Raw genomic sequence first — 22,073 nt, 5'->3', positions numbered from 1 at the left:
CGGATTGATCCCTGGCGCTGATGGCGGAAACGCCGCCGAGCGTCACGGTGCCCAGGGATGGCGACCGACCTGTCCGGCGACGGTGTCGATGCCGGGGCCGCTGTCCAGTTTCACGGCGATTCCGCCGGTCCGCCGCAGCAGCATCCGGTCGGCCTTCAGCCAGCGTGGGACGCAACCGCGCGGGAGCATCCGGTCGGCCACGACGATGTCGGCCTCGGCGCAGGCGCGGACCATCTGATCCCAGCGCACGAAATGGGCCGAGCGGGTCGCGAGGATTCGCCAGCGCCGTCCACCGCGGTCGAGGTCCGCGACACACAGATCCCGGCTGCAGGCGGCGGTCGGCAGGCTTTCGAGATCGAGATAATCGGGCTCGGCGCCGGCCAGCTCGGCGAGCGTGTCCCGGACATAATCGCCCGCCCGCGGCCGCAGGAGGGCCAGCCCACCGCCATCGGTGCGGAGCACGAGATGCCGGCCGTCGCCGGTGACGATCAGGTCGGGCGCAGGCGTCGCCAGCGCCCATGCGGCGCCGACACCCACCGGCACGAGACCGAGCCGCCGCCACCGTGTTCGCCACAGGCAGATCCAGAGCCCGCCGGCGACGAGCAGCGCGAAGGCGCCGCGCGGCATTGCGGGCAGCAGGGCGACCGCACCTGGCGCCCCGGCAGCAGCATGGGCCAGCCAGACCAGAAAGGACAGGGTCCGGCCGGCGAGCCACCAGAAAGGCGCGCTCAGGCCAATCGGGTCAAGGAGCAAGGCGAGCGCCTCGAGCGGCATGATGACGAAGGTCGTGAGCGGAATGGCGACAATGTTGGCGGCTGCGCCGTACAGGCCGGAGCGGTGGAAATGGAACAAGGCGATGGGCGTCAGTGCCAGCTCCACGGCGAGGCCGGTCAGGGCCAGCGCGAGCAGGAAACGCCCCATTGCGGCAAGCGACCCTTCGTCGCGGCGGGACAGCAGTGCCTGGATGCGGGGATGCTCGTGCAAGGCCACGATCGCGGCGATCGCGGCAAAGCTCAGCTGGAAGCTCGGCCCCACCAGCGATTCGGGCCAGAGCAGAAGCACGAACAGGGCGCCGACCGCGAGGAGGCGCAAGGTGAGCGCGTCCCGGCCCAGCGCTATGCCGGCGAGAACGAGCAGGGCGGCGATGCAGGCGCGCATCGTCGGCACTTCCGCGCCGGTGAGCAGCGTATAGCCGATCCCGGCGAGGGCACCGGCGGCCGCGGCGACCAGGACCAGCCGGCAGCGCAACGCTAGAGCCGGGCTCAGCGCCAGCAGCTTCAGGGTCATAAGCATCACCGCACCGACCACGGCCGTAAGGTGGAGACCGCTCACCGACAGCAGATGCGCGAGGCCTGATCGCCGCATTGCCTCGGCATCCGCCTCGGGGATTCCGTGCTGGTCGCCGGTCGCCAGGGCCGCAGCAATGCCGCCCTCTGGGCCGCCGCCAAGTCTTTCCCGGATATGAGCGGCAAGGCGCCTTCGCCAGTCGGCGATGCGCGCCTGCCAGCCCTGCTCCGCGGCGGGCGTGACGACGACGATCGAGTTCGCCCGACCCGTGCCGCCGATGCGTTGAAACCAGGCGGTCCGCGCGAAATCGTACCCGCCCGGCGCAGCCATTGGCGGCGGCGGCATCATCCAGGCACGGACCCGAACGACGGCACCCGGCTCCAGCCTGCCCGAGGCGGCGGTCTCGTTCTCCTCGCTCACATTGATCCGCAATCGCGCCGGCCTGCCCTCCCCTTCCCATTCTCCCTGCGGCGCGACCACCAGCCGGAGCGTTCGTTCGGCGGCGAGCGCCTGGACCGTCTCGACCTTCCCCTCGAACTCGAGCATCCTTGGCCGTTCGAGCCGGGGTGCAGCGGATTGCTCCGCCTTCCACCAGATCAAGCCGCACCCGGAAGCCGCGGCGAAGGCGAAGATCGCCAGCGCCCGGCCCACGCGCGTTGCCCCGGCGAAGGCGGCAAGCGCGAGGGCCGTCGCCAGCGAGAATGCGAGGAAAGCGATCCAGGCCCAGCGATCGGGAAGCCAGAACCACAGAGCGATCCCGAGGATGAGCCCGACCGGGAGCCAAAGCGGAAGCTGGTCGCGTTCAGCCTCGAATCGGCGTTCGAGCCCCGCGAGATGCCGGTATGCGGCGGCGCCCAATCCGGGCCCGCGGCCTTCGAGACGGCCGGCTTCTTCGGCAAGGCCGCCGGCGTCGATGCTCATGGGTCGTCGCTTTCGCCCGGCCGACGATGGAGGGTCGAAGGCTGCCCGCTTTCGCGGGGCCGATCCCCTATGCTAGGGCCCCTCGCGTCCCCGGTCCCCATGACCCCGCATCCTTGGAGAAAGCCCTCTTGAGCGCAAGCCCCGTCGTCACCCGCTTCGCGCCGTCGCCGACCGGTTTCCTTCATATCGGCGGCGCGCGGACCGCTTTGTTCAACTGGCTGTTCGCTCGCCACCACGCAGGCCGCTTCCTGCTGAGGATCGAGGATACCGACAAGGCGCGCTCCACGCAGGCGGCGATCGACGCGATCCTCGACGGATTGCGCTGGCTCGGGCTCGACTGGGACGGCGAGACCTGGTTTCAGTCGAAGCTCGCCGACCGGCACGCCGAAGTGGCCCGGCAGCTTATGGAACGTGGCCACGCCTATCGATGCTGGATGACCGCCGATGAGCTGACTGCGGCGCGCGAGGAAGCGCAGCGCAATCGAAGCCGGTTCCTGGTGCGCAGCCCCTGGCGCGAGCGCGACGACGGTCCGGCCGACCAGCCGTTCGTGATTCGGTTGAAAGCCCCGCGCGAGGGCGAATCCCGGATCGAGGACAAGGTGCAGGGCGCGGTCACCGTGCAGCATGAGGAGCTGGACGACTTCGTCCTTCTGCGCTCGGACGGCACCCCGACCTATATGCTCGCGGTGGTCGTCGACGATCACGACATGGGCGTCACCCATGTCATCCGCGGCGACGACCATCTCAACAACGCCTTCCGCCAGCTGGCCATCATCCGGGCGATGGGCTGGCCGGAGCCCGTCTACGGCCATGTTCCGCTGATCCACGGCCAGGATGGCGCCAAGCTCTCCAAGCGGCACGGCGCACTCGGCGTCGAAACCTATCGCGACGATCTCGGGATCCTCCCTGAAGCCTTGTTCAACTACCTGCTCAGGCTCGGCTGGGGCCATGGCGACGCGGAGATCATCGAGCGCGACGATGCGGTTCGCTGGTTCGACCTAGATCATGTCGGCCGCTCGCCTTCGCGCTTCGACATGAAGAAGCTCGAGAATCTCAACGGCCATTATCTGCGCGAGGCCGACGACCGCCGCCTCGCAAGCCTGATCGATCATCGGATCGAAGGTGCGCTAGAACGCGGCCTGGACGCCGAGGATATCGACCGGCTTGCCGCAGCGATGCCGCACCTGAAGCCGCGGGCGAAGGATCTCAACGAGTTGGCGGAAGGCGCCCTGTTCCTGTTCAAGGCGCGGCCGCTGGACATGGACGAAAAGGCCAAGGCTTTGCTAGGGGACGAAGCGCGGGACCTGCTCGCCCTCGTTCACCGCGCCCTTTCGGGGCTCGACCGGTGGAGCGTCGAGGCGACGGAGCAGGCGGTGCGAGAGGTGGCTGAGGCCGAAGGCGCGAAACTCGGCCAGGTGGCGCAGCCGCTTCGTGCGGCGCTCACCGGCCGGGCAACGTCGCCCGGAATTTTCGATGTGCTTATCTTGCTTGGTCGGGACGAGAGCCTCGCCCGGATAGCGGACCAGATGAACGGGAAGGACAGATAGATGGCGGACAAAGCCAGCCTGACGATCGGGGACAGGAATTTCGAATGCGACATTCTGTCGGGCTCGGCCGGGCCCGACGTCATCGACATCCGCAAACTTTATGGACAAGCGGGCGTCTTCACCTACGACCCGGGCTTCACCTCCACCGCCGCCTGCCAGTCGGCGATCACCTATATCGACGGCGACGAGGGCGTGCTGCTCCATCGCGGTTACCCGATCGACCAGCTCGCGGAACAATCGACCTTCATGGAGGTCGCCTACCTCCTGCTCAACGGCGACCTGCCGAAGCAGGACGAGCTGGAGAAGTTCACCTACACGATCACCCGACACACGATGCTGCACGAGCAGCTTTCGACCTTCTATCGCGGGTTCCGGCGCGACGCCCACCCGATGGCGATCATGTGCGGCGTCGTCGGCGCGCTCTCCGCTTTCTATCACGACAGCACCGACATCACCGATCCGAAGCAGAGGATGATCGCTTCACACCGGCTGATTGCCAAGATGCCGACCATTGCCGCGATGGCGTATAAATATTCGATCGGCCAGCCTTTCGTCTATCCGCAGAACGACTTGTCCTACACCGGCAACTTCCTTCGCATGACCTTCGGCGTTCCCGCCGAGCCTTATGAGGTCGACCCGGTCATCGAGAATGCAATGCGGCGCATCTTCATCCTCCACGCCGATCATGAGCAGAATGCCTCGACCTCGACGGTTCGGCTGGCCAGCTCGTCGGGCGCGAACCCGTTCGCCTGCATCGCCGCCGGCATAGCCTGCCTGTGGGGACCCGCCCATGGCGGCGCCAACGAGGCGGCGTTGAACATGCTTCGCGAGATCGGCCGCCCGGAGCGGATTCCCGAATATATCGCACGTGCGAAGGACAAGGAGGATCCGTTCCGTCTGATGGGCTTCGGCCACCGCGTCTACAAGAATTACGACCCGCGCGCGAAGGTGATGCAGAAGACCGCGGAGGAGGTGCTCGACCGTCTCGGAATCTCCGATCCGGTGCTCGACACTGCCCGGGAGCTCGAGCAGATCGCCCTGAAGGACGACTATTTCATCGAGAAGAAGCTCTATCCGAACGTGGATTTCTATTCAGGCGTGATCCTGTCGGCGATCGGCTTCCCGACCGACATGTTCACCGCCTTGTTCGCCCTTGCCCGCACCGTCGGCTGGGTGGCGCAGTGGAACGAAATGATCTCCGACCCCGACCAGAAGATCGGACGCCCTCGCCAGCTCTATACCGGCCCGACGCAGCGCGACTACGTGCCGGTGGACCAGCGCTGATCAGGAACGGGATCCGCAGCTACGCCGCCGCGGTCACAACGGCCCTGATCGCGCTCCCGGCATAAGCTGACAGGAGAGTGGTGTCCCCGGGCACCTCCAGGTGCGTGGGACCGCGCGCGACCCACACGGAACCCGGCTCCATGGCCGTGCCGTCGGCCCGGGAGGCTCCGACCAACGGCACGAGCCAGATCGGCGCTTCACCGTCGGTGCCGATTTCCGCCGTGGCGCCTTGCCACCTCTCGACCACGAAAGCGGGCCCGGCCGTCAGCCGCGAACGCCCCCGCACGTTCGGGACGGTCGCCGAGACGCCACGCCAGGGGCCCGGTTCGGCAACGGCTATCCCTTCGTCGAGGTGCAGCTCGCGCGGGCGTCCGTAGTCGTAGAGGCGATAGGTAAGGTCGAGATTTTGCTGGATCTCCACGACGACGAGGCCGGCACCGAGCGCATGAACGGTTCCGGCCGCGGAGTATAGGACATCGCCCGGCTTGACCGGACGCCAGTCGAGCAGGTCCTCGATGCTGCCGTCCAGCGCTGCCGCACACAGCGCTTCGCGGGAAACCTCGCGCGTGAGGCCGAGTCCGATCGTGGCGCCGGGATCGGCGGCGAGCACGATCCAGGCCTCGTCCTTGCCGCGCTTGTAGCCTGCCGCGCGCGCCGCGACGTCGCCGGGGTGAACCTGGACCGAGAGCTTCTGCGACGTGAAAAGATATTTGACGAGCAAGTCCGCGTCGTCGCCCCGCGGGTCGGGGAACCAGACTTCGCCAAGTGGATCGCCCTCGGCGGGCACGGGACCAAAGAACGCCGGCACGTCGCGGCGGCCCCAGGGCTTCTGGACCGATCTGCGCTCAAGCCGAAATGCGGGCACGGCCTGCTCCTTCATTTGGTTCCCCCTCGAGCGCGTCGAGCGCATCGAGGGCAAGGGCGAGCCCGCCGCACGGCCCGGCCAGCGAGCCGAGGCCGGGGGCAACGACATAGCCCCCCTCCGGCAACCGGACATAGCCGGCGAGGCTGGCGCGCAAGGCGGCGCGCACCATCGGGAAAAGCTGGGGCTGCGCCTCCATGACGCCCCCGCCGGCGAGGATGAGCCTAGGCGCAGCGACCAGGACCAGACCGTGAAACAATTGCGCCAGCGCATGAGCGACGAGCGGCCAGACCGGATCGTCCGGTTGCGCCTCGGCGGCCGGGCGGCCGAGGCGCGAGGCGATTGCCGGGCCGGAAGCGAGTCCTTCGACGCAATCACCGTGGAACGGGCAAATTCCCGGCCAGTCGTCTCCCGGCGCGCGAGCGATGCGGATATGACCAGCCTCGGCGTGGGAAAAGCCGCCGACCGGCCGGTTGCGCGCGACGAGCCCGACACCGATCCCGGTGCCGACGGTGACATAAGCATAATCGGTCAGGCCCCGTGCGGCGCCCCAGCGGCCTTCGGCCAGCGCGGCTCCGTCGACGTCCGTATCGAACCCGATCGGGACGCCGAAGCGCCGTTGGAGGCGCCCGGCGATGTCGATGCCGCGCCATCCCGGCTTGGGCGTTGCCGCGACATGGCCCCAGCTGGGGGAGGCAGGATCGAGATCGAGCGGCCCGAAGGCGGCGATCCCAAGGGCAGTGAACGGCCGTGGCCCGCCGCGCCATTCGTCGAGGACCGCCTCGATCGCCGCCAGCGTCTCGTCGGGGGCATCTGTCGGAATCCGGCGGCGGTCGAGGATTGAACCGGGGCTGTGTCCAAGCAGGCAGACGCACTTGGTGCCGCCGAGCTCGACCGAAGCGACAATCGGATGGGAGGGCTCCATGTTGGCTCAGTCCAGCGCCGCCTTGAGGGTTCGAATCACCGACAGCGCCGCGCGAACCTCCTCGAACATCTCTTTGACCCGCTGCTCGCCCGGACGCGCACTGAACATGCTGCCAGGCTCGAACCGGTTCTTGCCCCAGATGCCGACCAGGACATCTTCCGGGCCGACATAAACGAATGTCTTGCCTCCCGCGCGCAGGTCGAGCAGCGTGCGCCGGGCGTCGGCCTCCAGCAGAACCAGGCTCGCCGCGGGCTCGTTCGTGTAGACTTCGAAGCAGCTCTCGAAAGCAGGATCGCCGTCGAATCCGATCCGCTGGAAGCCGCTCGGCTTGCTGAAGTTGAAGAGGCCTTTGTCGGGAACGATCGCGGTCTCACCATTTCCGGGCGACCGGCGCTGGAAGGCGTAGAACTGGCCGGAGAACAAGGTCTTCGCATTCTTGCCCGAGCCGCGAACCAGCTTCCCTTCATAAAAAGCGAAGCGCTTCCGGTCCTTGTCGGTACCGTGGAACAGGTCGGTGAAGCCGTAGCTCGTGATGCCGCCGAACAGGGATTGGCTTGCCTCCGGAAAGACCGGCGGATCGAAGCCGTCGGGCAGATATTCCATTCCGTTCTGGCCGGCGAGCGTCTCGAGGACCGGATGCTTGAGCTCGGCCTTGACCGCGCCGAGCGGTCGAAAAGCGAAAAAGAGGCCGACGATGACGACGAGACCGGCGAGGATGATTCCGGAGATCAGCCAGCCATAGCCGGCGAGCGAGATCAGAACGACGGCGGCGAGAACCAGGCTGCCGACGAGATGAAACCAGAAATGCCGGATGCTTCGCCGGCGCCGCTCATCGAGCGTGTCGAGCTGGGTCCGCACCACACCGGTACGGCAAAGATGCTCGAAAGCGCGCGCATCGAGCTCGATCAATCCGGAGCGCTCCTTCCCACGACGGAACAGTGGACCGGGCGCTTTGCCTTGTCCAGCGAGGCAGCCGCGCGGCCGTATCGACAACGGCTTAGGGTGTTTCCCTCAGAGGCAAGGTGAAGGTGAAGCGGGCGCCGCGGCCCGGTGCGCTGTCGACCGAGACGTCACCCCCCATCGCACGGGCCAGGCGCCGCGCAATATAGAGGCCGAGGCCGCTTCCGCCAGGTTCGCTCGGATCGACCCGCTCGAACTTGCCGAAGATGCGACCCTGATCCTCGGCTGCGATGCCCTTGCCCTGGTCGGCGACGATCACCGCGGCGAGATCGCCTTCGCGGTCTAGCCGTATCCAGACCTGCCCGCCGGGTGGCGAGTAGCGGATGGCGTTGGTGATGAGGTTCATGAGCACCTGGAGGGCGCGGGTGAAATCACCGGTCGCGGGCAGCGATTCCTCGTCGGTCGGCCCGTCGATCCGAACACCCCGATCCGACGCCCGGACGGCGAGCAGCCCGGCGGCCCTTCGCGCGAGATCGGCAAGATCGACCGCTTCCGCCTCGGGCGCGAAATCCGGACGCTCGATCGCCTGAAGGTCCACCAAATCGTCGACGAGCGAGAGCAGATGCCGTCCGGCCGCGGCGATGTCGCCGGCATAGCCCGTATAGTCCCGGCGCAGCGGCCCCTCACCTTGCATGCGCAGTCGCTCGGCATGGTCGACGATGTAAGCAAGCGGCGCGCGCAATGCCTGATCGAGCCGCTCGCCGAATGCGGAGCGGCCCTCGGGTGGGCCGGCACCCGGTGGCGCGGCTTCGCCGGTCCGCGCGCTGACCGCGGCGCCGCGAAAGCCGGCGAAGCGGCCCATGCCGTCGATCAGCGGCACGCCCGAGAGGATGTAGCGGCCCTTGCGCCCCGCCCGCAGCTCCGCGAGCTGGTCTCCGAACCGGCGATGCTCGGCGAGGGCGGCAAGGATGGGAAGCGCACCATTCTCCCCTTCCCGGAAGCGAAAAAAGCCGGTGAGCGGCTTTCCTATCAGCTCTGATGGGGAGCGGCCCAGGCTGGCGGCGGCAGCAGCGGAAAGGGCGGTGAGACGAAGCGCATCGTCGCACTCCCAGGTCCAGTCGGCCGAAGCGCGCAGGAAATCGGATTCGCGCTCGGCAGGGGCCGAAGGCGCGACGCTCCGGGTCGGCCGCTCCGCCCAGCCGGTGATGGAAAGCGCCACTTCCTCGCCGGCCGGATCGGCGCGGACCCACAAGTCGATGTCGCGGTCGCCGTCGGCGGCGATGGCGGCGCGGGAGATGGTGATTCCGAGACGACGCGCTAGTCGGGCAAGCGCGGCGATCTGGGGCACCGAGAGCATCCCCCCCTCCCCTCCGCCGGCGCGGGCGTTCAGCTCGGCGAGCGGCGGATCGGCCTCGACCAGGCGACCGGCGGCATCGACGCGCCCGGTGACCGGCCGCTCGCGTTCGGCCAACGCGCTCATGCCGCCTCCGCCGCGGCGGAGCGGGCGCGAGTCGAAAGGCGGGCGACGCTGGCGCGATAGGCAGGGTGTGCCTGCCACAACCGAAGGACCTCCCGTGCCGACGCCTGATCGACGGTGTCGAACAATTCGAGCTGGGCGGCGGCAGCGTCGCCCTCAATACCGGAGAGGAGCGGGCCGCGCATGTTCAACGCGAGCAATATGGCGGCGGCTTCGTCGCGATCGACGCCGGCGGCCCGGAGCAGCATGGCGGGGCCGCGTCCGCCCGGATCGGAAAGAACTTCCCACGCGGCCGCCTGGTCGAGGGCGCACAGCACCGCCACGCCGGCGATGAACAAGGGGAGCATGCCCTCTTCCATGGTCCGCGCCAGCATGGGGCCGTCAAGGCGGCCAGTGCGGTGCAGACGTCGCGCGAGGCGCATGGCGAGGGATTCCAGAGTCTCGCTTTCGTCGTAGGAAGCGATGATCGGTCCCGCAGCCTCCTCTATCGGGCCGTCGACGGCACCGATCCCATGCTGCTGGACGATATATTGGCGAAGGGCGGCGGCCACCATCCAGACGAGGCGGTGCTGCAACTCGGCCGGCAGCTCGACGCGCGCCATGGTCGGCTCCTGGAACCGGTCGAAACGACGGCTGCGGGCGATCACCAGCTCCATGGCATCGGCGGCGACCGCCTCGTCGCCGTCGCGAACCAGCTGGAAGAGAAGCTCCTCGGCCTGTTCCGGCGGCCGCGCCTTCCAGAAGCGATGCTCCTCGGCGCGTCTGACCAGCATCGTCGTCAGCTCGGGATCGCGCAGCGCCTGAGCGCGCTCGAGAATCGGCACGGCGATCGGCACCCGCGCCGACGATAAAGCGGCGTGAACAGCTTCATGGGCTTCGAAACGCGTTGCCAGGCGGGCACGCAGGTCGTCTTCGATCGAATGAACCAGGCGGGAGAGCAAGGCGCCCGCCGTGACTCGCTGCCATTCCGTCAGCCGCGCCTGATCGGGCAGCAGAAGGTCTGTCGCAGCCACGGCGAATCGCTCTCGCGCCGCTGCCAGCAGCAGCCGCGCAGCGTCGCTTTTCCCGTTCCGCCGGCTGGATTCCGCTTCGGCCATCAAATCCCTCTAGCGGCGAGCCCTATTCGATGCAGGGTTAAGCCGGCTTTAATCCTGCGCCGCCGGCATTTCGGCATGCGCCTGGTGCTGCGCCCAGAAGAACGAGCCGGCGGCATAGGTGAACAAGAGCCCTAGGCCCGCAGACCAGGCATCGAACAAGGCGAAGGGCAGCATCAGCCAAGCCATGCCCTTGCGTTCCGCGAGGAACAGGGCTCCCCTGATCGTCCGCCCCTCCGCCTCGACGCCGAAAGCGAAAAGGAAGGCGATAGTCGTCAGCGCGAGGAGCAGCATGCCCCAGCCGTGCGCCGGCATGAGCGCATAAGCGAGCGCCACGAGCGCCGTTCCGGCCATGGCCGGGAGAAGGTAGCACCACCAGCTTCGGCCGATATCGTCCTGCATCCTGAGCCGTGCCAGCCGCGCCGCGATTCCGTCGAGCGGCGTCGCAAGCAGCAGAGCGATCAGGCCGGCCCACAGCCAGCCGTAGAAGAAGGCGGCAGCTGCGAGCGCCGTGAGCACGACCGCCGCCGTGCCCGCCGCGCGCGGACCGATCGCGCTGGTCATCAGGGCGTGGGTGGCTGCGCGCTCCAGCGGCGACAACAAGCGCGCAGCCCAACCGCCGCGGGTTTCGGCCGCGCTGGTCAATATCTGCCGCTCGAGGGAGGCGAGGTCCACCGCGCTGTCGAGGATTGCCACCGCTCCCTCTGCCGGCAGAGCGCGAGCACCGGCTTGCAAAGTCCGCCTGAGCAAGGTGGATTGCAGGTCCCAGTCCTGAAGCATCGCCGCGGTTTCACGCAGTACCGCCCCGTCGACGGCTGCGACCCCGGCCCAGCGGGAGGCCGCGTCGATTCGCTCGTAAAGCTCGCCGAACGGAGCGTCGGGAACGGTGAGAACCAGCGGCCCGTCGGCTCGGGCAAGACGCTCGAGTTGCGAAGGCTCGACGATCGCGCCGTCGGCGATCAACAGCAAACGATCATCCGGAGGAACGGCCTCGGCAGCTTCCTCGGCGCTGCGGGCGACATGCACAGACACGCGCTCACGCCGAAGCCGATCGATCGCGGCGGTCAGCGCCGGCGGCATCCGCTCGACCAGAACGACTATGCTTGCCGCGCCCGCGCCGAGGGCAAGCCGCACCTGGCGCTCGAGCGCGGTTCGGCCCGCCAGCGGCAAGGTCGAGCGCAAAGCACCCGGCTCGGCCGAATCGTGATAGGCGGCAATCAGGGCCGTCAGTGCCAAATCATCCCTCCGCAGGCGCGGGAGACTAAGCGGACCTGGGGCGGATGCAAAGACAGCGTGGACGTGCAGCCGGGACTAAGTTTCGAGCGGCGCCTACGCCTTGGCGAAATCGTCGATGGCGGCAGCGATCTTGCGCAGCACGACCGGATCGCCCGGCGCCCCTTCGAGCGCTTCGTCGGACAGGCTGCCGAGACCGGCCGCGCCAAAGCTGGCGGCGAGGCTCTTGAGGCGGGAGGCGGCGATCACCCAGTTCGCGTCGCAACGGGCCCGGCCCATCAGGTCGAGCTGGCGGCCGGCGCTTTCGATGAAGGCGGTGCGAAGCTCGGCCACGAGGTCGCTGTCGCTGCCGACGGCGGCGGCAAGCGACGCGTTCAAAGCTCCCGGATCATATGCCATGACATTTAACTACGGCGAACCGTGTTAAGGGACCGTTTCATCCCCGGCCCAAAGTGATAGAGTCCGGTCATGAGCATGGGGGCCGAGCGGGCCGAAGCGCTGCCGCAGGGCGACACCGAATATGAAGGCGAGCAGGCGTTCGCCCTTCCTGAAGCCGAGTCGCCGGTTGTCGAACCTTCCGAGAGGGACGAGTCGGTCCCTGGGGGGCGGCGCGCCCTTGCCGTATCCCTGGCCTTGCTCGCGATCGGCTGGCTCGTCGTCGCCGGCCTCGCCGTCGGCCAGAGCTGGCCGGTGCCGAGCCTCGCCGCCTGGACCGGGTGGGTAACGACGATCAGCGTCCCGCTGATCCTGCTCGCTTCGGCCTGGCTCCTCTTCGGTCGCAGCTCCCGCCGAGAGACGGAGCGCTTCACCCTTGCCGTGCAGGAGATGCGGCGCGAGAGCCAGGCGCTGGAGAGCGTCCTCGGCATCGTCGCGGGCCGGCTTCAGGAGAATCGCGCCGCCTTGAGCGAGGAAGCGGCGCGCCTGATGTCGCTCGGCGACGAAGCGTCAGACCGGCTCGGCCGAGTGACCCATTACCTGGCGCGAGAGACGGCCGAACTCGATCGCAAGGCGCAGGCGTTGGACAATGCCGCGGCCACGGCGCGCGTCGATATCGGCGCGCTGATGAGCGACTTGCCGCAGGCCGAGGCCCAGGCCCGCGCCGCCGCCGACGCGCTGCGGACGGCCGGCCTCAGCGCGCACGAGCAGGCCGCTGCCCTGGAGGCCCATCTGGCGGCGCTTTCGGCGCGCGGTCGCGACGCCGACGAGACGCTCGGGGGCGCCGCGCAGCGCCTCGGCGCGCAGATCGCCAGGATCGAAAGCAGCACCGGCGCCGCCGCCGAGCGGATCGATCAGGCCGCGGTACAGATGAACGCCGCGGTGGACGGCGCGATGACCCGCGCTTCCGATTCGGTCGATCATGCCCGGGCCGGTATCGAGGAACAGGGCCGAACGATGCTGGCCATGGTCGAACAGAGCCGCGCGGCCTTCGAGCATGCCGGCGCCGAGGCGACTCGCCGCCTGTCCGAGCGACTCGAACAGGTCGGCGCCCATCTGGAGACGTTGGCCGGCCAGCTCGCCGCCCAGGAAGCGGCCACACAGGCTCTCGTCACCGGCCTTTCGTCGCGCCTGGCCGAGATCGACGGACAGATTGCGATGCTGGGCGAGCATGGCGACACGCACAATGCCCGCCTGTCGCAGTCGATGGAGGCGCTGAAAGGGGTGGCCCAGGCGCTCCACGCCGAGGTCGCCAAAGGCGAATCCGCTTCGGGCGATCTGATCGATCGCGCCCATCAGATGGCGGCGACCCTGACCGAGATCACCGCGCAGCTGCGCGAACAGCTGCCGAGCGCGCTGGCCGATGTCGAGGCTCGGGCGGGACAGACTGGTGCCGCGGCCCTCGCGGCGGTCCCATCGGTCGAAGCCATACAGGCGGCGGCGGCCATGGCGGCCGAGTCGCTGTCGGAAAGCGAGAAGAGCGTGGTCCGCCAGCGAGCGTCGCTGGATGCGCTGCTCGAGCAGGTACGTGAAGGCACGGCACAGGCGGAAGATCGGCTGCGGGCGCTCGGCGCAACCGTCGAGGCGACGGATGGATCCGCGGCGCGGCTCGCCCAGGAGACCGGACCGCAGCTCATCGAGTCGCTGGTGCGCGTGCGCGAGGCGGCGCAGCAGGCCGCCGTCCACGCTCGCGAGGCCATTGCCGCGGCCATTCCCGAAAGCGCCGCGAAGCTCGCCGAGGCGAGTCGCAAGGCCGTCGTCGGCGCCGTGACCGAGCCGGTCGAGGATCAGCTCGCCGAGCTCGCGGCTGCGTCGCAGCGAGCGATGGCCGTCGCCCGGCAGGCGAGCGAGCGGCTGACCCGGCAGCTATTGGTGATGAGCGAGACCGCCGTCGCGATCGAGGATCGAATTGCCGAGGACCAGGCGTTGCGTGAGGAGAATGCCGCCGAGAATCTGACGCGCCGCGTTTCGCTGCTGATCGAGGCGCTCAACTCGACCGCGATCGACGTCAGCAAGATCCTCTCCAACGAAGTCGCGGACAGCGCCTGGGCCGCTTACCTGAAGGGTGATCGCGGCGTCTTCACCCGTCGCGCGGTTCGCCTGCTCGATTCGGGCGAAGCGCGTGAGATCCAGCGCCACTACGAGGAAGAGACGGACTTCCGCGAGCAGGTGAATCGCTACGTCCACGATTTCGAGGCGATGCTTCGGCGCGTCCTCGCCGAACGCGACGGCGCGACGCTCGGTGTCACGCTCCTCTCCTCCGACATGGGCAAGCTCTACGTTGCCCTTGCCCAGGCGATCGATCGGCTGCGGCGCTAGGCCCCGCCGCCTTCCAATCTTCGTCATGCCGACGAAGGCCGGCATCCAAGCGGACGTGGCGGCATTTCGTGAGGTGCGTAGATCAGGCTTGGCGCATCGGTTCGGTCTCGGCAGGCGACGAGTCGGCTTGGGCTCCAGCCTTCGCTCGGATCAGGTGCATAACGCCAGATAGGCGATCTCCATCACCGTTCCGCCTTCGATCGGGACCGGTCCTTCGGCGTCGCGCGCATATTCGTGATATTCGGTGACGGCACCGGCGGCGTCCTGACGGCGGTGAGCCAGCGCCTCCAACGTGCGGCCGGCACAGTCCATCACCAGGAGGTAGGACACATCGGTCGGCGCGGTCTCGTCGGGATTGGTGAGCCGCACCCAGGCACGGCGCACATTCCCCTCCTGAACCAGGGTGGCGGCGTCGACGGCGATCGACTGGCCGGTCGGCGCGGCGCCGAGATTGAGCCAGGTGGGCGGCCGGGGCGCTGCGCTCGGCCCGGCAGGCGCCGAGGTCGGCGGCGGGGCCTCGACGGTCACGATGCCGGCCCCGCAGCTCTGGGTGGCCCGGTCGAGTTCGAGGCGTATCTGAGGATCCTCCATCGTGGAGGCGACATGAGCGAGATCGCGAGGCGTGAGCCGCGCCGGGTCGTAATAGCCCTGGTTGACGGCACCGGCAAAGCGGACGAGCTGGCGCAGCTGAAGCGGCGTCAGCCCGGCCGCGAGGCGTTGCGAGACGCACTGCATCTCCTCGGGAGCGAAACCGTAGCGCGCAAGCTGCGGCGAGACGATGTCGGTGCGCGGCCCGACATAGTCGGCCAGGTTGCCGGCGCATCCGGCCAGAAGGCCGGAGGCCAAGACAGCCACCATCGGCAGGCGCATCCTCGCTCTCCCTTCAAACATTGCTGGTTATCAAGCGAACCTGCCGATTGCACCCCCCGGGCGGACAAGGCGAAGGCTCAGATCAGGAAGACGTCGCCCGCGTGGATGGTGCGGATGCTCCCGTCGGCGAGACGCAGCCTGAGGGCGCCCGCTTCGTCAAGGCCTTCGAACAAGCCGGCCCCTTCGGACGTGGCGAGCGCGGTTCCGATCGGATGCGCCGCTTCGAGCCAGCGCCGGCGGATCGCCGCCACACCGTCCTGCCGCCACCGCATCAGCCAGCGGGCGAAGGACTCAGCCAGCATTTCCAGGAAGCCGGCCGGATCGGGTACCGTGCCGGCAAGCGCCGCGAGGCTGGTGGACGGGCGGTCGGGAAGATCGGGATGGGCGGCGAGGTTCACGCCGAACCCGATGACCACTGCCTCGCCTTCCCGCTCGAGCAGGATGCCGGCCACCTTCGCGCCGCTCGCAAGCAGATCGTTCGGCCACTTGAGGCTCAGCCCGCCGGCATGGAAGGACGCGACTTCGTGCAGCGCGATCGCGGCGGCCAAGGCAAGCGTCGCGGCCGGTGGGTCCCCGGGCTGTAGCCGCACAAGCGTGCTGGCGTAGAGGTTGCCGGGCGGGGACATCCAGGCCCTGCCCTGCCGGCCCTTGCCCCCGGTTTGCCGATCCGCCCGGAGCCAGGTCCCTTCCGCCACGCCTTCGCGCGCCAGGGCGGCGAGGTCGTCGTTGGTCGAGCCGGTCTCGGCAACCGTGCGGATCAGAAGAGCGTCGACGCCGCCAGCAGCGTCGCCCGATCGAGCGCGGGAATGAAGAGATAGCCGATCGGCGACACGAAGAGCGCCGAAGCGAGGATAAGGCCGGCTCCGACTGGCTCGCGCGTCGCCGCGAACGCGGGCGCGGGCTCGTCGAAATAGATCAGCTTGACGATCATGATGTAGTAGAAGGCGCTGATCACCGACGTGGCGATCGCCACCGCCGCCAGCCAGGTGAGGTCCGCCGCGACCGCCGCATTGAACACGACGAATTTCGGCCAGAAGCCGAACAGAGGGGGGATCCCGGCGAGGCTGAACATGAAGATGGCCATCGCCAGCGCCAGCATCGGCCGCGTCCGCGACAGTCCGCCGAGCGAGGCGATCAGCTCGACCGGCTGATCATCGGCACCGCGCATCCGCTGGACGACAAGGAAGGCGCCGAGCGTCATCGCGACATAGACCGTCATGTAGAACAGGACCGCTGCGACGCCTTCCGCCGTACCGGCGGCGAGGCCGACCAGGGCAAAGCCGACATTGTTGATCGAGCTGTAGGCGAGCAGCCGCTTGATGTTGCGCTGCCCGATCGCAGCGACGCCGCCGAGCACCGTCGAAGCGAGCGCCATGAAGATGATGATCTGCCGCCAGCTGTCGGTTGCCGGCCCCATCGCTTCGACCGCGACCCGCACGAGCAGGGCCACCGCGGCCACTTTCGGCGCCGAGGCGAAGAAGGCCGTGACCGGGGTCGGCGCGCCTTCGTAGACGTCCGGCGTCCACATATGGAACGGGACCGCCGAAATCTTGAACGCCAACCCGGCGAAGACGAAGACCAGCCCGAAAAGTTCGCCCTGCGATACCCCGTCCGTACCCAGCGCAGCCGCCACCCCGTCGAACATCGTGGTACCGGTGAAGCCGTAGAGCAGGGAAATGCCGTACAGCAGGATGCCCGAGGCCAAAGAGCCCAAGACGAAATATTTGAGGCCCGCTTCGGCGGAACGGGTGTCGGTCCGCTGGAATGAAGCGAGCACGTAGGCGGCGAGGCTCTGCAGCTCGAGGCCGACATAGAGCGTGAGCAGGTCGGTGGCCGAGACCATGATCGACATGCCGAGCACCGAAAAGAGGATCAGGACCGGATATTCGGCGCGATAGTCACGGTCGCGGCCGAACCAGCTCATCGCCATCAGCAGGGAGACTGCGGCCCCCGCAAACATGACCACCTTCGCGAAAGCGGCAAAGCCATCCGCGACGAACAGGCCGCCGAAGGCTTCGCCGCCCGTACCCTGGATTCCCGGCAGGAAGAAAGCCGCCACGGCGAGCGCGACCACGGCGAGCCAGGTCAGTACCGGCGCGGCGCGATCGCCCGCCCAGGCGGCGGCAAGCATCAGCGCCAGGGCGGCGACGCAGATGATCTCCTCGGGGAGGATGAGAAGGAAATCGTTCGCCATCAGTGCCTACCCTCGGGACGCTCGGGAATCGGGTGCATCAGTGCCCCTCCCCCGCCGCTGCATGCGGCTCGGCCGCCTGGGTCGGCTCGCCCCTGGTGACCCGCGCATCGCTCTCGGGCGCGGCGCGCTCGATCCGGGCGAGCAGGACCGACACGTCCTGGCGCATCGGCGCCATGAAGCTCTCCGGATAGATGCCCATCCAGAAGACCGCCGCGGCGATAGGGGCAAGCAGGGCCAGCTCGCGCTTCGACAGGTCCGGAAGCGCTGCGGCCTCTGCCGTCCGCGCGGTGCCGAACGATATGCGCCAGTAGAGCCAGAGCATGTAGGCCGCGCCGAGGATGATGCCGGTGGTAGCCACGGCGCCGACCCAGCTGTTGATCTCGTAGGCGCCGACGAGGCTCAGGAACTCGCCGACGAAGCCGCTGGTGCCAGGAAGGCCGACCGCCGCCATGGTGAATACCAGGAACAGCAGGGAGTAAGCCGGCATGTTGTTGGACAGGCCGCCGTAGCGATCGATGTCGCGGGTGTGCAGCCGATCGTAGACCACGCCGACGCACAGGAAGAGCGCGCCGGAGACCAGGCCGTGCGACAGCATCACGATCAGCCCGCCTTCGATGCCCTGCCGGTTGAAGGCGAACAGGCCGATGGTGACGAAGGCCATGTGAGCGACGGACGAATAAGCGATCAGCTTCTTCATGTCCTGCTGCACCAAAGCGACCAGCGATGTGTAGACCACGGCGACCATGGACAGGCCGAAGATGACCCAGATGAGCTGGGCCGAGGCTTCGGGGAACATCGGCAGCGAGAAGCGGACGAAGCCGTAGCCGCCCATCTTCAGCAGGACGCCGGCGAGGATGACGGAGCCCGCGGTCGGCGCCTGGACGTGCGCGTCGGGCAACCAGGTGTGAACCGGCCACATCGGCATCTTGACCGCGAAGCTGGCGAAGAAGGCAAGCCAGAGCCACGTCTGGGCCTCCGGCGGGAAATCGGTGACCAGAAGCTCGGGAATGAAGGTCGTGCCGGCATGGTTCACCATCCAGAGCATGGCGATCAGCATCAGCACCGAGCCGAGCAAGGTGTACAGGAAGAACTTGTAGGCGGCGTAGATGCGGTCCTTGCCGCCCCAGATGCCGATGATGAGATACATCGGGATCAGGCCAGCCTCGAAGAAGATGTAGAAGAGGAAGATGTCCTGCGCCATGAAGACGCCGAGCATCAGCGTCTCCATGAACAGGAAGGCGGCCATATATTCCTGAACGCGCTCGGTGATCGCGGTCCAGGAAGCGCCGATGCAGATCGGCATGAGGAAGGCCGTCAGCACGATCAGCATCAGGGCGATGCCGTCGATACCGAGCGCCCAGGAGAAGTCGCCGAACAAATTGGCGTTCTCCGCGAACTGCCACTGGGCTCCGCCAATTTCGAAGGTCGCCCACAGGCCGATGCTGAGCGCGAACGTAGCGAGCGTGGTGGCAAGCGCGATCCAGCGCGCCGTGCCCGCGCCGGCGACGAGGCAGGCCACGGCACCAAGCAAAGGCAGAGCGAGAATTGCCGAGAGGATCGGGAAGTCGGCCATCGTCACTGCGCCATCGCCCAGGTGGTCGCGGCGGCGACGCCGATCAGCATCACCAGCGCGTAGGTGTAAAGATAGCCGGTCTGGATCCGCGCGGTGATCCGCGTGCCGGCCATGACCGCGGCTGCGGCGCCGTCGGGACCGAAGCGGTCGATCATGCCTTCATCGCCTCGCTTCCAGAGCACGCGGCCGAGCCAGACCGAGGGCCGGATGAAGACGATCTGATAGAGCTCGTCGAAATACCACTTGTTGTAGAGGAAGCTGTGCAGGAGCCCTGCATGGGCGACGAAGCGTCCCGGCAGCGACGGGTTGCGGATATAGGCCTGCCAGGCGACGAACAGGCCGATCAGCATGGCCCCCGCGGGCGATAGCTTCACCCAGAGCGGAACTTCATGGATCTCGTGCATAAGGTGCGCGTCGAAGGCGATGCTGCCTGCCCAGAAATGCGCGCCCTCCTCCACGTCGATGAAGGCGTGGTGGAAGACCATGCCCGCCGCGATCGCGCCGAGCGACAGCACAGCGAGCGGCACGAGCATCGTCCAGGGGCTTTCGTGCGGGTGGTAGCCGCCGGTCCCGGTCGCCACCTGGTGGGGCGAGGCCTCGTGCGGGCGCGAGTCATGACCCGCATCCTCGTCATCGGGATGATCGTGATGGTCGCCGTGCAGCGCATGCTGGATATGCTCGGACTGTGCCCAGCGCGCCTTGCCGAAGAAGGTGAGAAAGACCAGCCGCCAGCTGTAGAAACTGGTGAGCAAGGCGGCGAAGACTCCAACGGCGAAGGCCAGGCCGCCGACGGTCGTGCCGCTCGCGAAGGCGCTCTCGATGATCGCGTCCTTCGAAAAGAAGCCCGCAAAGCCGATGCTCGGCAGGCCAGCGACCTGGATGATACCGACACCGGTGATCGCCAGCGTACCAATCGTCATCGCCCAGAAGGTGATCGGGATCTCCCTCCGAAGCGCCCCGTAGAAACGCATGTCCTGCTCGTGGTGCATGGCGTGGATGACGCTGCCGGCGCCGAGGAACAGGAGTGCCTTGAAGAAGGCGTGGGTGAAGAGGTGGAACATCGCCGCGCCATAGGCGCCGACCCCGGCGGCGAAGAACATGTAGCCCAGCTGCGAGCAGGTCGAATAAGCGATCACGCGCTTGATGTCGTTCTGAACGGTGCCGACCGTGGCTGCGAACAGGGCGGTGGCGGCGCCGACCACCGTGACCACGGTCAAGGCGATGTCGCTGGTCTCGAACATCGGCGACAGCCGGCAGACCATGAACACGCCGGCGGTGACCATCGTCGCGGCATGGATCAAGGCGGAGACCGGAGTCGGACCCTCCATCGCATCGGGCAGCCAGGTGTGCAGGCCGAGCTGGGCCGACTTGCCGCAGGCACCGATGAACAAGAGGATGCAGATAAGGGTCATGGTGTCGAGGCGCATGCCCAGGAAGCCGATCGTCGATCCGGTCATGCCGGGCGCGGCCTCGAGTATCTCCGGAATGGAGACGGTGCCGAACACGAGGAACGTCGCGAAGATGCCGAGCGAGAAGCCGAAATCGCCGACCCGGTTGACGACGAACGCCTTCATCGCCGCCGCGTTGGCCGAGGGCTTGTGGTACCAGAAGCCGATCAGCAGGTAGGATGCCAGGCCGACGCCTTCCCACCCGAAGAACATCTGGACCAGATTGTCGGCGGTCACCAGCATCAGCATCGCGAAGGTGAAGAGCGACAGATAGGCGAAGAAGCGGGGCTGGCTGTCGTCCTCCGCCATATAGCCCCAGCTGTAGAGGTGAACGAGCGCCGAGACGGTGGTAACCACCACCAGCATCACCGACGTGAGCGCGTCCACCCTCAGCGCCCAATCGACCTGGAGGTCGCCCGAGCTTATCCAGTTCAGAACCGGATGGAGCGCGCTCTGCTCGGTCCCGGCCATGAAGCCGATGAAGATCGGCCAGGACAGGAACATCGACACGAACAATGCGGCGGTGGTGACCAGCTTGGCGGCGAAATTGCCGATCATCCGGTTGCCGAGACCGGCGACGAGCGCCGCGGCGAGCGGAAGGAAGACGATAGCCTGGATCATGGCTTCACCGTCACTCCGGCAACGACGCGGGACCGGGCGGATCCTTCACCGCTGCCAGTCTTCGCATGATCGGCCTGGATGCCGGCCTGGGCCGGCATGACGAGGAGGTCTGTCATCCTGCTCACCCCCGCATCTGATGGATGTCGTCGACGGCGATCGTGCCGCGGTTGCGGAAGTAGATGACGAGGATGGCAAGCCCGATTGCCGCCTCGGCCGCCGCGACGGTCAGCACGAACATCGCGAACACCTGGCCGACCATGTCGCCTTGAAAGGCGGAGAAGGCGACGAGATTGATGTTCACGCTGAGCAGGATGAGCTCGATCGCCATCAGAATCACGATGACGTTCTTCCGGTTGAGGAAGATACCGAGCACGCCGAGCACGAACAGGATTCCCCCGACGACGAGATAGTGCCCCAGGCCAATCATAGGTCGACCCCCTGCCCCACTGTCGGCTGGGTCAGGCGAACCGCATCCTTGGGGCGACGGCGGACCTGTTCGGAAACGTTTTGCGGACGAACGTCCGAGCGGCGGCGGCGGGTGAGGACGATCGCGCCGATCATGGCAACGAGGAGGACGATGCCCGCCGCTTCGAAGATGAACAGATAGCGGGTGTAGAGGAGCTGGCCGAGCGCTTCGATGTTCGAAGGTCCGTCGGCCGCCTGCACCGCTTCCCGCGCCGGTGTCTCGATGCCGCCCGCGTTCCAGGCGAGCACCGCCAGCACGATCTCTACGAGCAGGACGCCGGCGAGGCCGAAGCCCAGTGGCCAGTAACGTGCGATTCCGGCGCGCAGCGCGGCGAAGTCGACGTCCAGCATCATCACGACGAACAGGAAGAGGACGGCGACGGCACCGACATAGACGATGACCAGCAGGAAGGCGAGAAACTCGGCGCCGATCAGCAGGAACAGACCCGCGGCGTTGAAGAATGCGAGGATCAGCCAGAGCACGCTGTGCACCGGGTTGCGCGATCCGATCGTCATCACGCCGGAAGCCACGACAAGGGCCGCGAACAGGTAGAAGACGAAGACCTGGATCACGCGCAAACCTCTCGCGTCACCGCGACGGCAGGGGGCCAAGCGAAC

Annotated in this window: 18 protein-coding genes; 3 read left to right on the top strand and 15 right to left on the bottom strand. The window is 67.6% G+C overall.

What is annotated here, in order from left to right; all coding sequences use genetic code 11:
• Nucleotides 1-42 precede the first annotated feature (42 nt).
• Nucleotides 43-2,208 carry a ComEC/Rec2 family competence protein gene (locus tag EKM57_RS12205; RefSeq protein ID WP_129792781.1) on the bottom strand — a complete coding sequence of 722 codons (2,166 nt, stop codon included), beginning with the start codon at nt 2,206-2,208 and terminating at the stop codon, nt 43-45.
• Nucleotides 2,209-2,336: 128 nt separating this feature from the next.
• Here EKM57_RS12205 and gltX point away from each other — a divergent pair, with 128 nt between their 5' ends.
• A complete protein-coding gene (gene gltX, locus EKM57_RS12200) occupies nt 2,337-3,755 on the top strand; it encodes a glutamate--tRNA ligase (RefSeq protein ID WP_243451014.1) in 1,419 nt (472 codons plus the stop codon).
• Nucleotides 3,756-5,039: a citrate synthase gene (locus EKM57_RS12195; protein WP_129792779.1), complete on the top strand. Its 1,284-nt coding sequence runs from the start codon at nt 3,756-3,758 to the stop codon at nt 5,037-5,039.
• Nucleotides 5,040-5,058: 19 nt separating this feature from the next.
• Here the strand turns inward: EKM57_RS12195 and EKM57_RS12190 are convergent, their stop codons facing one another.
• From EKM57_RS12190 to EKM57_RS12160, 7 genes are all read right to left on the bottom strand, one after another.
• The gene (locus tag EKM57_RS12190) at nt 5,059-5,904 is read right to left on the bottom strand and encodes a class I mannose-6-phosphate isomerase (protein ID WP_129792778.1); all 846 of its coding nucleotides are present in this window, start codon (nt 5,902-5,904) and stop codon (nt 5,059-5,061) included.
• Nucleotides 5,885-6,826 carry an ROK family protein gene (locus EKM57_RS12185; RefSeq protein WP_129792777.1) on the bottom strand — a complete coding sequence of 314 codons (942 nt, stop codon included), beginning with the start codon at nt 6,824-6,826 and terminating at the stop codon, nt 5,885-5,887. Before EKM57_RS12185 ends, EKM57_RS12190 begins: the two co-directional genes overlap by 20 nt.
• Before the next feature lie 6 nt (nt 6,827-6,832).
• Nucleotides 6,833-7,735: a DUF3137 domain-containing protein gene (locus EKM57_RS12180; RefSeq protein WP_129792776.1), complete on the bottom strand. Its 903-nt coding sequence runs from the start codon at nt 7,733-7,735 to the stop codon at nt 6,833-6,835.
• A gap of 88 nt (nt 7,736-7,823) precedes the next feature.
• The gene (locus EKM57_RS12175) at nt 7,824-9,206 is read right to left on the bottom strand and encodes a sensor histidine kinase KdpD (RefSeq protein ID WP_129792775.1); all 1,383 of its coding nucleotides are present in this window, start codon (nt 9,204-9,206) and stop codon (nt 7,824-7,826) included.
• The gene (locus EKM57_RS12170; protein WP_129792774.1) at nt 9,203-10,300 is read right to left on the bottom strand and encodes a DUF2336 domain-containing protein; all 1,098 of its coding nucleotides are present in this window, start codon (nt 10,298-10,300) and stop codon (nt 9,203-9,205) included. The genes EKM57_RS12175 and EKM57_RS12170 overlap by 4 nt, the downstream gene beginning before the upstream one ends.
• A gap of 48 nt (nt 10,301-10,348) precedes the next feature.
• Nucleotides 10,349-11,533, bottom strand: coding sequence for a hypothetical protein (locus EKM57_RS12165; protein ID WP_129792773.1), 1,185 nt, complete (start codon nt 11,531-11,533; stop codon nt 10,349-10,351).
• 93 nt (nt 11,534-11,626) lie between these two features.
• Complete coding sequence (locus EKM57_RS12160) at nt 11,627-11,929, bottom strand: Hpt domain-containing protein (protein ID WP_129792772.1); 303 nt, start codon at nt 11,927-11,929, stop codon at nt 11,627-11,629.
• A gap of 69 nt (nt 11,930-11,998) precedes the next feature.
• On the opposite strand from EKM57_RS12160, the gene EKM57_RS12155 reads away from it, so the two are divergent.
• On the top strand, nt 11,999-14,284 hold the full coding sequence (locus EKM57_RS12155) for a hypothetical protein (RefSeq protein WP_129792771.1): 2,286 nt from the start codon (nt 11,999-12,001) through the stop codon (nt 14,282-14,284).
• 150 nt (nt 14,285-14,434) lie between these two features.
• Here EKM57_RS12155 and EKM57_RS12150 read toward each other — a convergent pair whose 3' ends face one another.
• The 7 genes from EKM57_RS12150 to EKM57_RS12120 form a co-directional block, all read right to left on the bottom strand.
• Nucleotides 14,435-15,154 carry a hypothetical protein gene (locus tag EKM57_RS12150; protein WP_129792770.1) on the bottom strand — a complete coding sequence of 240 codons (720 nt, stop codon included), beginning with the start codon at nt 15,152-15,154 and terminating at the stop codon, nt 14,435-14,437.
• A 77-nt stretch (nt 15,155-15,231) separates the two neighbouring features.
• Nucleotides 15,232-15,915 carry a biotin--[acetyl-CoA-carboxylase] ligase gene (locus EKM57_RS12145; protein WP_129792769.1) on the bottom strand — a complete coding sequence of 228 codons (684 nt, stop codon included), beginning with the start codon at nt 15,913-15,915 and terminating at the stop codon, nt 15,232-15,234.
• Entirely contained in the window at nt 15,912-17,348 is a 1,437-nt protein-coding gene (nuoN, locus tag EKM57_RS12140; protein WP_129792768.1) for an NADH-quinone oxidoreductase subunit NuoN, read from the bottom strand. The genes EKM57_RS12145 and nuoN overlap by 4 nt, the downstream gene beginning before the upstream one ends.
• A 37-nt stretch (nt 17,349-17,385) precedes the next feature.
• Entirely contained in the window at nt 17,386-18,921 is a 1,536-nt protein-coding gene (locus tag EKM57_RS12135) for an NADH-quinone oxidoreductase subunit M (RefSeq protein ID WP_129792767.1), read from the bottom strand.
• Nucleotides 18,922-18,923: 2 nt separating this feature from the next.
• Nucleotides 18,924-20,990: an NADH-quinone oxidoreductase subunit L gene (gene nuoL / locus EKM57_RS12130; protein ID WP_129792766.1), complete on the bottom strand. Its 2,067-nt coding sequence runs from the start codon at nt 20,988-20,990 to the stop codon at nt 18,924-18,926.
• A 121-nt stretch (nt 20,991-21,111) separates the two neighbouring features.
• The gene (nuoK, locus tag EKM57_RS12125; RefSeq protein WP_129792765.1) at nt 21,112-21,417 is read right to left on the bottom strand and encodes an NADH-quinone oxidoreductase subunit NuoK; all 306 of its coding nucleotides are present in this window, start codon (nt 21,415-21,417) and stop codon (nt 21,112-21,114) included.
• Nucleotides 21,414-22,028, bottom strand: coding sequence for an NADH-quinone oxidoreductase subunit J (locus tag EKM57_RS12120; protein ID WP_129792764.1), 615 nt, complete (start codon nt 22,026-22,028; stop codon nt 21,414-21,416). The genes nuoK and EKM57_RS12120 overlap by 4 nt, the downstream gene beginning before the upstream one ends.
• Between the last annotated feature and the right edge of the window lie 45 nt (nt 22,029-22,073).

The organism is Sphingosinicella sp. CPCC 101087, from assembly GCF_004151485.1.
Classification (GTDB): domain Bacteria; phylum Pseudomonadota; class Alphaproteobacteria; order Sphingomonadales; family Sphingomonadaceae; genus Allosphingosinicella.
Note: the sequence above shows the minus strand (reverse complement) of the source record. Positions and strands in the feature narration are given on the sequence as shown.